The organism is Afifella sp. JA880 (assembly GCF_025379905.1).
Lineage (GTDB): Bacteria > Pseudomonadota > Alphaproteobacteria > Rhizobiales > Afifellaceae > Afifella > Afifella aestuarii.
The window spans coordinates 1,438,200-1,452,956 of the sequence record NZ_JAOANH010000001.1 but is presented as its reverse complement, the minus strand read 5'-3'; the positions used below and the strand labels follow the sequence as shown (position 1 = coordinate 1,452,956).

The following is a 14,757-nucleotide window of genomic DNA, read 5'->3' as shown; positions in this document are numbered from 1 at the left end:
GCGCAGCTTCGAGCCCGCTTCTCCCGCGATAGGGAGCCTGAGCCTCCGCCACCGAAGCCTCGTAAGCAGGCAACCGTGGAAGCATATCGGGCTTTCACGAGAATCTACTCCCATGCGGTCTATGGTGCAGCCTACCCTGACCCGGCCGGCTACGACCAGATTCATACGGCACGAATGCCCGATAGCGATCTTGGTTACGAAGCGCGGTCTGCCCTGCGTGCAAGTCGTTTCGTTGCGCCAGAGCACCCCGACTGGGACAGTGTAATCCGCATCCCCACAGACGATGAGCTCAGAGAAGAAGAAGAGCGCGACAAAAAACGCGCCGGAGTCCGGAGCCTTCGTGCCCTTTATGCGGGCGCCGGGTCGGTTAGCTTGCGGCTGCGAGACGGCGAGATCACGATCGACGCTGAACGATATCGTGGACACGGCCATTGGGAAGGCATCCCCGGCGTCGAGCCGACCATCCTCCCCGAAAGTGTCTCCGACGAGGAACTCGGCGCCGCGATTAATGCGGCGCTGGAGGTGAGCCGGAATGCGTGAGGGGGCCGGGGGCGGCCTGAGCGGCCGCTCGCAGTGGTGTTGAAGCTTTCCTGCGGCGGGCGAGGGCGCTTCTGGTGATGTACCGAGCGGTTCGCAGCGGCGCTGCGGCCGCCGCCGTTTCCCTCGTCCTGCCTTGCGCCCTCAGCCGCCGATCTTGGAAAAATCGGCGACGCCGTGCATCGCTTCGCGGATGCGGTTGAGGAGTTTCAGCCGGTTTTCGCGCAGGTTCGTATCTTCGGCATTGACGGTCACATGATCGAAGAAGGCATCGACGGCCGGGCGGAGCTCGGCGAGGGACGCCATCGCGCATGAGAAATCCTCAAGCTTGAGATGCTTTTCGACATGCGCCTCCACATTCTCGATGACGGCGAGAAGCTCACGCTCGGCCGCCTCGCCCTTCTCGTGAATGAGGGCGTGGTCTGGCTCGCCCGTGTAGCTCTTGCCGTCCTTCTTCTCCTCCGCGCGCAGAATGTTGGCTGCGCGGCGATAGGAGGTGAGGAGGTTCTGGCCGTCGTCGGAGGCAAGAAGCCCGGCAAGCGCCTCTACCCGGCGCACGACCATGAGGAGATCGTCCTGCCCAGGCAGTGCGAAGACGGCATCGATCAGATCATGGCGGGCGCCCTGGTCGCGCAGATGCACTTTGAGGCGGTCCGCGAAGAAGGCGAGGAGATCAGCAGATGTCGTCTCGTCCAGGCGCTTGGAGAAGAGCGGCAGAAGCGGCAGCCTGAGCCCGTTTTCAAGCACGATGCGGATGACGCCGAGGGCGGCACGACGGAGCGCGAACGGGTCCTTCGAGCCGGTCGGCTTTTCGTCGATCGCCCAGAAGCCGGTCAGCGTGTCGAGCTTGTCGGCGAGCGCCACCGCCATGGCGACAGGTTCAGTGGGAACGGCATCGCCTGGGCCCTGCGGCTTGTAATGGTCGCGGATCGCATCGGCGACATTGGCAGCTTCGCCCTGCGCCTTGGCGTAATAGCGGCCCATGACGCCTTGAAGCTCCGGGAATTCGCCGACCATGCCGGTCGGCAGATCCGCTTTGGCGAGCTTTGCAGCGCGTTCGGCTTCCTCGGCCTTGGCGTCGACCACCGGGGCGAGCGCGCCGGCGAGCGTCGCGATCCGGGCGACGCGCTCCGCCTGCGTGCCGAGCTTGTCGTGGAAGGTGACGGCCTCGAGTTTTGCCCCCCATTCGCCGAGCGGCGTGGCGAGATCCTGCTCGTAGAAGAAGCGGGCATCGGACAGACGGGCCGCGATGACGCGCTCGTTGCCGGCGATGATCTCCTTGCCGCCGTCGCGGGCCTCGATGTTGGAGACGAGCAGGAAGCGGTTGGTGAGCGCGCCGTCCGCTCCGCGCAGCACGAAACATTTCTGGTTCTGGCGGATGGTGAGGCGGATGACCTCTTCGGGGATCTCCAGAAAGGCCTCGTCGAAGCGACCCATCAAAACGACGGGCCATTCGACAAGCCCCGCCGTCTCGTCGATGAGCCCGGCATCCTCCACCACCTCGAAGCCTTGCGCGAAGGCAAGGTTCTTGGCTTCCGTGGCGATGATGTTGCGGCGCCGTTCCGGGTCGAGGACGACTTTGGCGGCCTCAAGCTTCGGAACGTAATCGTCGAAGCGACGCACGCGGATGGCATCCGGCGCCATGAAGCGGTGGCCGTAGGTGACGTTGCCGGATTCGATGTCGCCGACCTTGAAGGGGACGATTTCGGGGTCTTCCGTCTCCGGGCCGAACATGCACAGGATCGAGCGCAGGGGCCTCACCCAGCGCAGCGAGCCGGTGCCGAGCGCGTCGGCCGCGGCAAAAGCGGAATCCTTCGGCGCGGAGGCTGCTCCCCAGCGCATCGATTTCGGCCAGGGGAAGTTGCGGATCACCTGCGGCAGAAGCTCCGCCACGATCTCTTCGGCGGCCCGGCCGGGCTTTTCGATGACGGCGACATAGAAATCGCCCTTCTTGGGATCGCTTTCGATCTTCGCGTCGTCGATCGAGGCGAGACCGGCAGAGCGCAGGAAGCCTTCGAGCGCCTTTTCCGGTGCGCCGACGCGCGGACCTTTGCGCTCTTCCTTCACGTCGGCAGAACGCGCCGTGACACCGTGAACGGTGAGCGCCAGGCGGCGCGGCGTGGCGAAACCCTTGGCGCCCTCATAGGTGAGGCCGGCCTCGACGAGACCGTCGGTCACGAGGCGTTTCAGATCTTCGGCGGCACGCGCCTGCATGCGCGCGGGAATTTCTTCAGAAAAGAGTTCGATGAGAAGGTCGGGCATGGGATCGGATCAATGGTCATCGCCCGCCGCCGGGGTCGCCGGGGCGGGCTCAGCGGCGTCGTGCGGCCGCGAGGAGAAACTGAAATCGACGGCTTCCAGATATTGCGGCAGATCCGTGTCGGTCGCCTGGAAGACGACACGCATGATCATTTTGTAGCCGCTGACATATTCCTTCATCCGCTCCAGCATGCGCTGCATGGCGAAATCGTCGAGCGGCACAACGAGACGGCTCATCTTGTCGCGCAGCCGCAGCTCCAGACGCTGGTTCGCGTCGCGCTTGACGATGGCGAGACGCGCCGATCGCTTGACGAGCGGTTCGTCGCCGATGCGGTAGGCGATCTCGCCCAGCGCGTAAGCCGCCTCGCTCTCCATGCGACCGGAGCGGTTGAATCGAAAGGTCGCCGTCCAGCTATCGCAGGAGAAGATCATCGGCACGCGTGTCGGCGAGGTCACTCCCGCCTCTTGCGGCTCGGTCTCGGTTTCAGCCATCTCAGGCGCCTCCGGCCTCGGTCATCAGCCAGGCCTCGCCGCAGGCGATGGCGAGGGAGCGGACCCTCAGGATGTAGTTCTGCCGCTCCGTCGGCGAGATCACGCCGCGGGCATCGAGAAGATTGAAGACGTGGCTCGCCTTGATGCACTGGTCATAGGCGGGAAGCACCATCCGGTGCGGACCGCCGTTGCGCGCCGCCTCGTCCCGCCCGGCCGCAAGCAGCGCTTCGCATTCGCCCTCGGCGTCCTGGAAATGACGCAGAAGCTTGCCGGTGTCGGCATGCTCGAAATTGTGCCGCGAATATTCCTGCTCCGCCTGCAGAAAGACGTCGCCATAGGAGACCCGCTCCGCGCCTTCGCGGCCGTTGAAGTTGAGGTCGTAGACGTTGTCGACGCCCTGCACATACATGGCGAGACGCTCAAGCCCGTAGGTGAGTTCGCCGGAGACGGGGGCGCAATCGACGCCGCACACCTGCTGAAAATAGGTGAACTGCGACACTTCCATGCCGTCGCACCAGCATTCCCAGCCGAGCCCCCAGGCGCCGAGCGTCGGGCTTTCCCAATCGTCTTCCACGAAACGGATGTCGTGCACGGAGGCGTCGATGCCGATCGCCTCGAGTGAGCCGAGGTAAAGCGCCTGCAGATCGGGCGGCGACGGCTTCAGGATCACCTGGTACTGGTAATAATGCTGCAGCCGGTTCGGGTTTTTGCCGTAGCGTCCATCGGTGGGGCGCCGAGAGGGCTGCACATAGGCAGCCTTCCACGGCCGCGGACCGAGCGATCGCAGGGTCGTGGCCGGGTGGAAGGTGCCTGCCCCAACCTCCATGTCGTATGGCTGCAGAATGACACAGCCTTTGTCGGCCCAGTAACGCTGCAAGGTCAGGATCAAGCCCTGAAAGGAGCGCGTCGGGCTCATATGCGCGGGAACCGCTTCGTTCATCACCGGTAGCTCTTGGAAATAGTGGCCGTTGCCTGCCACGCGGAGGGCGAGGGGTCAAGCTAACCAAACGCCCGGGTGCACTCGAGCGCATCCTTTCGGCGAGGGAGGGTGTTGGTGCTGCTCTCAGCGAGCGAGGGTTGCGCGGACCCACCATTGCGGATGCGCGCGGGCAAGTGTCTCGGCCGCGGTGCCGGCCGCATCGAGCGTCTCGTAAATCGCAAAGCAGGCCGAACCGGAGCCCGACATGCGGGCAAGGTGGCAATGCGTTTTCGACAAAACCTCTAGAACCTCTCCGATCGCCGGCTCGAGCGCAATCGCCGGGGCTTCGAGGTCGTTTGTCGTGGTCTTCAGGAAATCTGCGACCGCGCGCGCATCGTCCAGGTTGGCCGGCACTTCTGGGAGAGTGTGTCCGGGCGGCTGACCGAGCGTCTGAAACACCTTGCCGGTCGAAACCACCCGCGCCGGCCAGACGAGCACGAGCGGCAGAGCGGGCAGGGAAGGCAGAAGCGTAATTTCTTCGCCGATTCCGCGCGCCCGCAGAGCTCTGCCGAAAAGCCCCATCGGGACATCGGCACCAAGCGTCGCCCCGAGCGCCAAGAGTTCGTCCATCGACATCCCGACACCCCAAAGCTCCGCGAGAGCCAGAAGCGTGGTCGAGGCATCGGAGGAACCGCCACCGAGCCCGGCGCCGGCGGGGATCTCTTTGGTGACGGCAATCTGCGCGCCCGCCCTGGCGCCTGAGGCCTGCCTCAGCGCTTCGGCGGCGCGCAAGATGAGATTGTCCGCTCCATCCGGGACGATCTCCGCAAACCTGCCGCTCACCTCGAGCGTGAAGTCTTCGGCCGGGGCGAAGCTCAACGCGTCGCCAAGATCGGCAAAGACGGCGAGCGTATCGAGGAGATGATAGCCGTCGTCCCGCTTTCCGGTCACATGGAGAGCAAGATTGATCTTGGCAGGTGCCGTGCGCACGAGGGCGGGAGGGAGGTTTTCGTTCAAAGCTTCTCAGATGTAGCAGCCGATTGGGGACTGCTCCAGCACCGCTCGTGAGGCAGAAGAGCGCGACCCTTCACCGTCCGAACCGATGAAAGAGGCAGGGCTCTCGCCTTACGGCAAAGCGTCGGCAAGAGACCCCTCCGGTCCAGACGAAACTCTCAGCGCGCTCCCGACGCCTGATCGGCAGGACCGCTGAAGGAGATCGGCTTCGCTGCTTTTGTCCGGCTCGAATCCTGTTCCGCCTCGGGTGTCGGCGTGATGCGCGGGGCGCTTTCCACCAGGCGCTCGGCAGCGATCTTGCGGTTGATCACCTCAAGCTCGGGGAGTTTGGCGCCAAGGTCGCGCGCATGGCGCCACTGAAACTGCGCTTCGAGCTTGCGACCGACTTTCCAGTAGGCGTCGCCCAGATGGTCGTTGATCACGGGATCCGCGGTCTCCAGGGAAACGGCGCGTTCCAATTCCTCGACGGCGTCTTCGTAGCGCCCGAGCCTGTAATAGGCCCAGCCGAGACTATCGACGATGAAACCATCATTGGGCCGGAGATCGACGGCCTTCTGGATCATGCCGAGGGCTTCGTCGAGATGCACGCCCTGATCGACCCAGGAATAGCCGAGGTAATTGAGAACAAGCGGCTGGTCCGGAAACAGTTCGAGGGCTTCCTTGAAGTCCGCTTCCGCCTTCGCCCATTGCTTCGCCCGCTCATAGGCGACGCCCCGGAAATAAAACAGGGTCCAGTTGCCCCGAGCCGGCTCGTCCAGATGCTCGATCGCGCGGCTGTAGATGTCGGCGGCTTCTTCGTATTTTTCTTTCGCGCGCTGCATGTTGCCGTAGGCGATGTAGGCGGCGAGATCGTCCGGATTTTTCCGGATCGCTTCCTCAAACGCCTTCTTCGCTTCGTCGATCCGATCCTGCTGCGCGAGAACGACTGCGGCTCGCAGAATGCCGACCGGGCGGAAAGGCGATTGCGCCGGGATCTGCTCCAGCACTTGGATTGCCTGATCGCCGAGACCGTTGCTGTCCAGGATATCGCCGAGAGACAGGGCTGCGAGACCGCCGCCGCTGTCGGGATCGATGTAGAGGGCGAGACGCAGATAGACGGCTGAAAGTTCGAAGCCGCCCTCCTGGCCGAGAGCGGTCCCAAGGCCGGAGAAAGCTTCAGCCGCACCCTCGACGGGCGTGTTCACCGCCTGCGTGACGGGCTTGCCGGATTCGATGTCGGCCATCGTGTCGATGGCGAGCGGGTTGCGCGGGGCGCGGTCGAGATACTCTTGCAGGATCTCTTTGGCTTTGTCCTTATCGCCGGCGCGCGCCAGTTCGCGTGCATAGGCTTCCACGACGCGAACGGAATTGCCGTCCTGCTCGTAGGCCTTCGCAAAACGGGCAAGGGCATCTTCGGTGTTGCCGGCGACGTCGGCCATCAGGCCGGCATGGATGAGCTTGAACGGCTCGTACCAGCTTTCGCCTTCCAGACTGTCGACGAGGGCGATCGCCTCATCCGTTTTGCCTTGGCCCGTCAATGCCCAGGCTTTCAGGAGTGTCGCCGTCAATGCAGCGAGCGCGCCCTGATCGTTGCCCTGAAGCGTCTTGATCGAGGCTGCGAACTTTTTCTGCTTGAGAAGATCCGCGGTGACGATGAAGCTCGCGATCTGACTGTCGGGCGCTTTCTTGACGAGGATTTTCGCCATAGGCAGTGCCGTCTTCAGATCGCCCCCCGCGGTGGTCAGGACGACGGCGCGCTCCAGCCAGGCCGCGTTGTTCGGATCCGCTTCATAGGCCTGCTGGTAGAACTCCGCGCCATGCGTGACGTCCTTGGTTTCGTCAGCCACCCGCGCGGCGAGAAATATCCCGGCAAGGCTCGTGAGCTCGACCGGATCGTCGTCGCTCTTGGCCGCTGCCATGGCGGGGGTCGCGAAGGCCGCGGCCAGCAGACAGGCCGCAACGAAAGGCCGCAAAGCTGGCACGGTCCGGAAAGATGTCATGCGGGATCTCCAGTTGGGGTCCACGGTCAAACAATTGGCTATCGCCGGCCCCATTAAATAGGCACCGGCAGGCTTGCCGGTACCCTGCCTTGCCCCCGCACTCGCAGAATTCCCAGTCCAGGACTCAATGAACGCGCGCCACGCAAAATTCAACTGCTTCCAGGAGAGCCGCCTTTTCCGGGCTCTCTGGGGCCGGGGCGAGAGCGTCGCGGGCCATGGCGCCGTAATGTTTGGCGCGATCGACCGTGTCGGCGAGCGCCGAGGTCTCGGCGAGACGCGACATGGCGCCTGCCAAAGCTTCGTCGTCGGTCTGGCCTTCCACGAGGGTGCGGCGCCAGAATTCGCGATCCTCCGGCGAGCCACGGCGATAGGCGAGCACGACCGGGAGAGTGAGCTTACCCTCACGGAAATCGTCGCCGACATTTTTGCCGAGCGCCGGTGTGGCGCCGCCGTAATCGAGCGCGTCGTCGATGAGCTGGAAGGCGATGCCGAGATTGGCGCCGAACGAACGGAAGGCAGCGCGGGTGGCGCGGTCGGCGCCGGCGACGATCGGCCCGACTTCGGCCGCAGCCTGGAAGAGGGCCGCCGTCTTGCCGCGGATCACCTCAAGATACTCGTCTTCCGTCGTTTCCGTGTTCTTGGCCGTGCCGAGCTGCATCACTTCGCCTTCGGCGATCGTGGCGGAAGCCTCCGAGAGGACGCGCAACGCGTCTAGCGATCCAACGTCGACCATCATCTTGAAGGCCTGGCCGAGCAAGAAATCGCCGACGAGAACGGTTTCCTTGTTGCCCCACAGAAGACGCGCCGTGCGCTTGCCGCGGCGGGTGTTGCTTTCGTCGACGACGTCGTCGTGGAAAAGCGTCGCCGTGTGCATGAATTCGACGGCGGCGGCGAGGCGGACATGGCCCTCGCCCTCATAGCCGAGCGCCCGCGCGCAGGCGACGGTCAGCATCGGCCGCATGCGCTTGCCGCCCGAATCGACCAGATAGCGCGCCACCTCCGGTATCAGCGTGACTTGCGATCCGGTCCGCTCTAGGATCAGGCGATTGACCGCATCCATGCCGTCTTGCGTGCATTCCACAAGCGGTTCAAGCGAAGCCGTGCCTGCTTTCCGCTCTCCGAGCGAGAGGATAACGCCCAATTGACAACTCCTTGCTGTTTCAAAGGGTAGAACGGATAAGCCGCCGCGCAAAGGGACAGATTGCACGCGCCCTACAAGGCTGACGGAATCCAGGCAACTGCCCCCTTTTACACATGCCCCCTGATGACCCGCCCCTATATGACCGGAGCGTGACTGGATGGAAGAGCTTATCCGCACCAACGACCTCGCGCTGATCTCTTTTGTGGAGGCGCTTTTGCGAGATGCCGACATACGTTACTCCGTCGTCGACGCCAATATGAGCATCATGGAAGGCTCGCTCGGCATATTGCCGCGACGCGTTCTGGTCGATGCCTCGCGTCGCGACGAAGCGAAGGCGATCCTGCGCGATGCCGGGCTCGACAAGGAGTTTTCCCTGGGCCTCGGCAGCGATTGAGCGATGAGCGCAGACGAGAGGACGGTCGAGACGCACGGCTTTCTGGGGGCGCGGATCGCGCTCGTGAAACCGGCGAGCGGCCACCGGCCGGGATTGGACGCAGCCTTGTTGCAGGCGGCGGTTTCGCCGCAGCGAAAAGGCCTCTGCGTCGAGTTCGGCTGTGGCACCGGCGCCGTGGCGCTCTCGGTTGCAGCCCGCGCTGCGGAGCTTGAGGTCGTCGGCGTCGATAGCGACGAGGTCGCGGCCCACCAGGCCGAGGAGGCGCGTCAGCTTCTGCAGAATCGGGGCTTCGCCGAGCGTGTGAAGTTTGTGGCGGCCGATGTGACGGAGCCGCAACTGGGTGAGCGACTCCGTCCGGCCCGTGTCGATCTCGTCCTCATGAACCCGCCGTTTTATGCTGCTTGCGAAGTCAGCGCCTCGCCCGACCAGCGCCGCCGGGTGGCGCATCAGGCCGAGGTGGATCCTCTGCCGCGCTGGATTGCCGCGGCTTCGTCTCTGCTCGTCCGGAAGGGCGATATCGCCATCGTCCATCGGGCCGACCGGCTTGCCGCTATCTTGAAGGAACTCGCGGCTCATCGCTTCGGCAGCATGAAAATCCTGCCGTTTCATGCCCATGCAGGCGAGGCGGCGGGACGTGTGCTGGTTTCGGCCCGTCTCGAGGGGAAGGCACCGCTGGTGCTCGGCGCCGGCATCGTCCTCCATGAAGCCGATGGGGCGTGGACGCAGGTGGCCGGTGCGATCCTGCGCGGGGAGGCGGATTTCGGTCTTCTTTAAAGCGCCGAAGCGTCACGGCATCTGGCAAATTCTCGCGGCATGACCATCTTGCCGAGACGATCTTTGATGAATTTGAGAGTTTGGAAGACAGATGGCGAATTGGTTGCACAGTCTCCTGCCGGGCGTGTTCAAGGCTGAGCCCGTGGTTCCGGTCATCAGAATGTCGGGCACGATCGGCCGGGGCAGCCGCTTCCGGCCGGGTCTCACGCTCGCCTCGGTGGCGGGGCCGTTGAAAAAGGCCTTCGACAACAAGAAGGCTGAGGCCGTTGCGATCATCATCGATTCGCCAGGCGGCTCGCCGGTTCAGTCGCACATGATCTACAAGCGCATCCGCGCCCTCGCCGAGGAAAAGCAGAAGCGGGTGTTCATCTTCGTGGAGGATGTGTGCGCCTCCGGCGGCTACATGATCGCCTGTGCCGGCGACGAGATCATCGTCGACCCGGCCTCGATCGTCGGCTCGATCGGCGTGGTCTCGGCCGGGTTCGGCTTTGTCGATGCGATCCACAAGCTCGGCGTCGAGCGGCGCGTCTACACGTCGGGGGAATCGAAGGTGATCCTCGATCCGTTCCAGCCGGAAAAGCCGGAAGACGTGCGCCGCCTCAAAGTCATTCAGGAAGAGGTGCACGAGCTCTTCATCGATCTCGTCAAGAAGCGTCGCGGCAGCGTGCTCGCCGACGATCCCGAGATCTTTTCGGGGCTTTTCTGGTCCGGCAAGACGGCCGTCTCGCTGGGGCTTGCGGATCGTCTCGGTGATATGCGCCACGTGCTGCGCGAGAAGTACGGAGACAAGGTACGCCTGAAACTCATCGGCGCGGAGAAGAGTTTCTTCGGCATGCGCCCCGGCCGCGTCGGTGCAGGTCTGGCCGCTGCGGCGGGCGAGGGCTTCCTCGATACGCTCGAAGAGCGTAGTCTCAGGCAGCGTTTCGGAGGTTAGAACGATGCCCCAGTTCATCGCTCTCGGATTGATCGCCGCCGGCGGCTATTACGCGTTCAAGGTTCTGAAGCGGGAGATGGCGCGTGTCGATCGTGAGGTGCGCGCCGCCGAGAAGGTGCGGGCCGACGACCGTGGCGAGCTTCTCGTGCGCGATCCGGAGACCGGCCATTATCGTCCGCGCGAGGAGCGGTGAGGGCGTCATGAACGCGCCGGCGAAGGCGGCGGAGCGGATCGGCTCGGGCCTCTGGACAGCCGATCAGTTCCTGGAATTCTACATGACGCGGCCGGACGAAGAGCGCTGGCAGCTCGTGGATGGCCTCGCCATGATGATGGTTCCCCCTGATGTCGAGCATCATAAGATCGGCAAACGCCTGACGCGGCTTCTGGATGATGCCCTGGCCATGAGCCATCCCGAGTGGGAAGCCTTCGAGGAAATGGGAGTGCGGATTGCCGGCGTTGCCGATTTCAATCCTGAGCCCGATGTCGTGGTCGTGCCCACAGCCGAAGTTTCGGGACGTTATGCGACAATCTTCTTCCTGGCCGCGGAAGTGATTTCCCCGTCCAACACTGCGGAGATGATCGCCCGCAAGATCGAGCTCTATCAGCGCCATCCCGACAATCTCTATTGCCTCACCGTCGCGCAGGACGAGGTGAGGGTGCGGCTGTGGTCACGCGAAACGGAATGGGAGATGACGGAGTTCACCTCCCTGGACGAGAGGCTCCGCCTGCCGGCTTTCGGCTTCGATGTGACACTCGCCGAGATCTACCGTGGTACGAAGCTGGTCGGCTGAGGCTCAAAGGCGTTTCACGAGGAGGACCCAGTTCGTACCTGCATTCTCCCAGTCCTCCTTCACCATCTGCCGGGATGCCGTTTCGAGATAGCCGCAGCTTTCATAGAGTTTGCGTGCGCGGACGTTGGCATCTGAGACGATGATCGACAGGCCTTTCGTTCCGGCTTCCGCCGCGAGACGATCTGCGACCTGGAGGAGTTCGCGGGCGAAACCTTTGCCGCGATGCTCTGGATAGGTCGCAAGCACGTTCACGTACCAGGTTCCCGGGGCGAGGTTTTCGAGTTCTTGCAGAGGCACGAACATCGCTGGCATGTCAGCGGGATCGAATGCTTCCGGTGTGTCGGGGAGAGGATAGCCGATGAGCGCAGCCGCCACTTTCCCGTCGGCCTCGCGCACGATCGTGTTGCGATAGGAAAAGCTGCCTTCCTCACGCCGCGCGCGCTGGCGCCCGATCTCCCAGACATCCTCGCCCGCCTTTGCCATGCGGCGCCAGAGATAGACGGGCAGTCCCTCTCCGGCCATGTTGACGAGCTCGGCCATTGCCGTGGCATCGTCCTTGGTCGCCGCCCTGATCGCGGATACTTCGTGATGAGGCTCCATCCGTATTGCCCCTCCGCTCTTACGCCGTCCAACCCACCCCACAGCGCATCTTTAAGGACATGATGCGCCAACCGGGATGGGCTCTTCGCTCAGAATGCCCCCTTACATGCCGACATAGATGGGGCCTTCGCCCCCCTGCGGCGGGACCCAGGTGATGTTGCGGTTCGGATCTTTGATGTCGCAGGTTTTGCAGTGGACGCAGTTCTGCGCGTTGATGACGAAGCGCGGTTCAGCCCCGTCTTCCTGCACCCATTCGTAGACCCCGGCCGGGCAGTAGCGGGCCGAAGGGCCGGCGAAGACGGCCCATTCGCTTTCCTTCTGCATCATCGGATCGGCGAGCCGCAGATGTACCGGCTGGTCCTCTTCATGGTTGGTGTTCGACAAAAACACCGACGAGGGCTTGTCGAAGGTGATGACGCCGTCGGGTTTCGGATAGTCGATCTTTGGGCATTCGGAGGCAGGCTTCAGGCAGGCATAATCGGGCTTCTCATGGCCCATCGTGCCGAAGAAAGAGAAGCCGAAGAGCGAGTTGGTCCACATATCGAGGCCGCCGAGCATCACACCAAGGCGCGTGCCGAACCGTGACCAGAGCGGCTTCACATTGCGCACCTTTTTGAGGTCGTGACCGATTTCAGATTCGCGCCAGCTCGCCTCGAAGCTCTCCACCGTGTCGTGACTGCGCCCTTCACCCAGAGCGCCGGCCACATGTTCCGCCGCCAGCATGCCCGATAGCATGGCGTTGTGCGTGCCCTTGATGCGCGGCACGTTGACGAAGCCCGCCGAGCATCCGATCAGTGCGCCGCCCGGGAAGACGAGCTTCGGCACGGATTGGATGCCGCCCTCGGTGATCGCGCGCGCGCCGTAGCTGACGCGCTGTCCGCCCTCCAGGAGGCTCTTGATCGCCGGATGCGTCTTGAAGCGCTGGAACTCCTGAAAAGGCTCCAGATGCGGGTTCTCGTAGTTCAGATGCACGACGAAGCCGATCGCCACCTGGTTTTCCCCGAAATGGTACAGGAAAGAGCCGCCGCCCGTTTTGTTGTCGAGCGGCCAGCCGAAGGAATGCTGGATGAGGCCCGGCTTGTGCTTGTCCGGTTCGACTTCCCAGAGCTCCTTGAGTCCGATGCCGAATTTCGCCGGCTCGCGCCCCTCGTCGAGCGCGAAGCGGGCAATGAGCTCCTTGGCAAGGGAGCCGCGGGCGCCTTCGCCGATCAGCGTGTAGCGGCCGAGAAGCGCCATGCCAGGCTGATAGGCGGGGCCCGGCTTGCCGTCGCGCCCGATGCCCATGTCGCCGGTCGCGACGCCAATGACGGCGCCCTTGTCGTCGGTCAGAATTTCGGCGGCGGCAAATCCAGGATAAATCTCCACGCCGAGCCCTTCGGCGCGTGCTGCGAGCCATTGGGTCAGCCGTCCGAGTGAGCCGATGTAGCTGCCATGGTTGTTCATGAGCTTCGGCATCAAAATGTTCGGCAGCTTCGTGGCGCCTTTCTCCGTCAGATAGAGAAAGCGGTCCTCGGTGACATGCGTCGTCAGCGGGCGGTCCGGATCGTCGCGCCAGTCGGGGATGAGTTTGTCGAGGCCGATCGGGTCGATGACCGCGCCGGAAAGAATATGGGCGCCCACCTCGGAGCCCTTTTCCAAGACCACGACGGAGATTTTCTCGTCGAGTTCCTTCAGGCGGATGGCCGCTGCAAGTCCTGCCGGTCCAGCTCCGACGATGACAACGTCGTATTCCATGCTCTCACGTTCGGGCGTCTCGGCGGCTTCCATTCTTTTCTCCAGATGAGAGTGGGGGCCTAAGGGATAAAACGTCGTCCCGCTCAAATTCAATGCAAACCCGCTTCGTCTCGTCTGTCCATGGCGCAAGCGGCACTTCTGCGAGCTTTGAGCGTGGCGGGTTGACGCGTTGCGGGCAAGCCTCCTCTTCCGCCCCGGCGCGCATGATGGCAGAAAGGTCTGGTGAGCCCGCTTTCGCCAGATATCCCTCTCGCCCCCCTCAAGGAGCTTTTGCGCTTCTATCTTGAGAACGGCGTCGATTGTGCCGTGGAAGAGGCGGGCGTCGATCGTTTCGAGAAGACGCGCGAGAGGATGGCCGCCCGCGAGATGGCGGCCCGCCAGGCGCCCGCGCAGCAACAGGGCAGACCCGCCGGGGCGCAACACCGTGATGACGGGGCGCGGGCCCCTGCCGAGAGGCCGCGCCGGAGCGAAGCGCGCTCGCAGCCGCCGGCAGCGCCGCCGCCCGTCGCCCCAGCGGCCCTTCCTTCGGAAGAGGCGGTGATGGCCGCCCGTGAAGCCGCCCGCAGTGCGGCATCACTCGAGGAACTGCGCGAAATTCTGGCGGGCTTCGATGGGTGCAATCTGAAGCGGACGGCAACGCAGCTCGTATTCGCCGATGGCAACCCTGAAGGTCGGGTGATGCTGGTCGGCGAAGCGCCTGGCCGCGACGAGGATCTGCAGGGCCTGCCCTTCGTCGGGCGTTCAGGGCGCCTCCTCGACCGAATGCTGGCGGCAATCGGGCTCGATCGCAGCGGCGTCTATATCGCCAACACGATTCCGTGGCGGCCGCCCGGCAACCGCGATCCCTCGCCGATGGAGAGGGCGATCTGCCGGCCCTTCATTCAGCAGCAGATCCGTCTCGCCGATCCCGATTTCTTGATCCTTCTCGGCAATGCCGCCGCCAAGGAAATGCTCGACACCACGACGGGCATCACGCGACTGCGCGGTCGTTGGATCGATTTCGACACGGGGGCCCGCCAAGTCCGTGCCATGGCGACGTTTCACCCGGCCTATCTCTTGCGCAATCCGCTGCAGAAAAAGCTCGTCTGGCGCGATTTGTTGACTTTGAAAGCCGCCCTCGAAGAGTCTCAAAACTGATCCGCTGACAAGCTGTCGCAAAGCGTGAACACGGGAGGGCTTGACCGTTGGC

15 protein-coding genes are annotated in these 14,757 nt (G+C 63.9%); 7 read left to right on the top strand and 8 right to left on the bottom strand.

Features of this window, described 5'->3' with window-relative positions:
• The first annotated feature begins 75 nt into the window (after positions 1 to 75).
• Entirely contained in the window at positions 76 to 540 is a 465-nt protein-coding gene (locus NYQ83_RS06850; protein ID WP_261213525.1) for a contact-dependent growth inhibition system immunity protein, read from the top strand.
• Between the two features lie 141 nt (positions 541 to 681).
• On the opposite strand, the gene glyS is transcribed toward NYQ83_RS06850, so the two are convergent.
• The 6 genes from glyS to NYQ83_RS06820 all read right to left on the bottom strand — a co-directional run bounded on the left by glyS (position 682) and on the right by NYQ83_RS06820 (position 8,341).
• Positions 682 to 2,799, bottom strand: a complete 2,118-nt coding sequence (glyS, locus tag NYQ83_RS06845) for a glycine--tRNA ligase subunit beta (RefSeq protein ID WP_261213523.1) — start codon at positions 2,797 to 2,799, stop codon at positions 682 to 684.
• A 9-nt stretch (positions 2,800 to 2,808) separates the two neighbouring features.
• On the bottom strand, positions 2,809 to 3,288 hold the full coding sequence (locus NYQ83_RS06840) for a hypothetical protein (protein WP_261213521.1): 480 nt from the start codon (positions 3,286 to 3,288) through the stop codon (positions 2,809 to 2,811).
• 1 nt (position 3,289) lies between these two features.
• Positions 3,290 to 4,228 (bottom strand): glycine--tRNA ligase subunit alpha, encoded by a 939-nt coding sequence (locus tag NYQ83_RS06835; protein WP_092809197.1) that lies wholly within the window; start codon positions 4,226 to 4,228, stop codon positions 3,290 to 3,292.
• A gap of 123 nt (positions 4,229 to 4,351) precedes the next feature.
• Entirely contained in the window at positions 4,352 to 5,224 is an 873-nt protein-coding gene (locus tag NYQ83_RS06830) for a 4-(cytidine 5'-diphospho)-2-C-methyl-D-erythritol kinase (RefSeq protein WP_261213518.1), read from the bottom strand.
• A 155-nt stretch (positions 5,225 to 5,379) separates the two neighbouring features.
• Positions 5,380 to 7,200 carry a tetratricopeptide repeat protein gene (locus NYQ83_RS06825; RefSeq protein WP_164879638.1) on the bottom strand — a complete coding sequence of 607 codons (1,821 nt, stop codon included), beginning with the start codon at positions 7,198 to 7,200 and terminating at the stop codon, positions 5,380 to 5,382.
• A 124-nt stretch (positions 7,201 to 7,324) separates the two neighbouring features.
• Complete coding sequence (locus NYQ83_RS06820; protein WP_128292415.1) at positions 7,325 to 8,341, bottom strand: polyprenyl synthetase family protein; 1,017 nt, start codon at positions 8,339 to 8,341, stop codon at positions 7,325 to 7,327.
• Between the two features lie 157 nt (positions 8,342 to 8,498).
• Between NYQ83_RS06820 and NYQ83_RS06815 the strand changes: the two genes are divergently transcribed.
• The 5 genes from NYQ83_RS06815 (at position 8,499) to NYQ83_RS06795 (ending at position 11,234) form a co-directional block, all read left to right on the top strand.
• Entirely contained in the window at positions 8,499 to 8,735 is a 237-nt protein-coding gene (locus NYQ83_RS06815; RefSeq protein WP_128292416.1) for a DUF2007 domain-containing protein, read from the top strand.
• A 3-nt stretch (positions 8,736 to 8,738) separates the two neighbouring features.
• Complete coding sequence (locus NYQ83_RS06810; protein ID WP_261213510.1) at positions 8,739 to 9,509, top strand: tRNA1(Val) (adenine(37)-N6)-methyltransferase; 771 nt, start codon at positions 8,739 to 8,741, stop codon at positions 9,507 to 9,509.
• Positions 9,510 to 9,600: 91 nt separating this feature from the next.
• Positions 9,601 to 10,443, top strand: coding sequence for a S49 family peptidase (locus tag NYQ83_RS06805; protein ID WP_128292418.1), 843 nt, complete (start codon positions 9,601 to 9,603; stop codon positions 10,441 to 10,443).
• Positions 10,444 to 10,447: 4 nt separating this feature from the next.
• On the top strand, positions 10,448 to 10,636 hold the full coding sequence (locus NYQ83_RS06800; protein ID WP_092809203.1) for a hypothetical protein: 189 nt from the start codon (positions 10,448 to 10,450) through the stop codon (positions 10,634 to 10,636).
• A gap of 7 nt (positions 10,637 to 10,643) precedes the next feature.
• Positions 10,644 to 11,234: a Uma2 family endonuclease gene (locus tag NYQ83_RS06795; RefSeq protein WP_261213507.1), complete on the top strand. Its 591-nt coding sequence runs from the start codon at positions 10,644 to 10,646 to the stop codon at positions 11,232 to 11,234.
• 3 nt (positions 11,235 to 11,237) lie between these two features.
• Here NYQ83_RS06795 and NYQ83_RS06790 read toward each other — a convergent pair whose 3' ends face one another.
• Both NYQ83_RS06790 and NYQ83_RS06785 read right to left on the bottom strand, forming a co-directional pair.
• The gene (locus NYQ83_RS06790) at positions 11,238 to 11,834 is read right to left on the bottom strand and encodes a GNAT family N-acetyltransferase (RefSeq protein ID WP_261213506.1); all 597 of its coding nucleotides are present in this window, start codon (positions 11,832 to 11,834) and stop codon (positions 11,238 to 11,240) included.
• 102 nt (positions 11,835 to 11,936) lie between these two features.
• Positions 11,937 to 13,601 carry an electron transfer flavoprotein-ubiquinone oxidoreductase gene (locus NYQ83_RS06785; RefSeq protein WP_261213504.1) on the bottom strand — a complete coding sequence of 555 codons (1,665 nt, stop codon included), beginning with the start codon at positions 13,599 to 13,601 and terminating at the stop codon, positions 11,937 to 11,939.
• 189 nt (positions 13,602 to 13,790) lie between these two features.
• On the opposite strand from NYQ83_RS06785, the gene NYQ83_RS06780 reads away from it, so the two are divergent.
• Positions 13,791 to 14,705 carry a uracil-DNA glycosylase family protein gene (locus NYQ83_RS06780; RefSeq protein WP_261213502.1) on the top strand — a complete coding sequence of 305 codons (915 nt, stop codon included), beginning with the start codon at positions 13,791 to 13,793 and terminating at the stop codon, positions 14,703 to 14,705.
• Positions 14,706 to 14,757 lie beyond the last annotated feature (52 nt).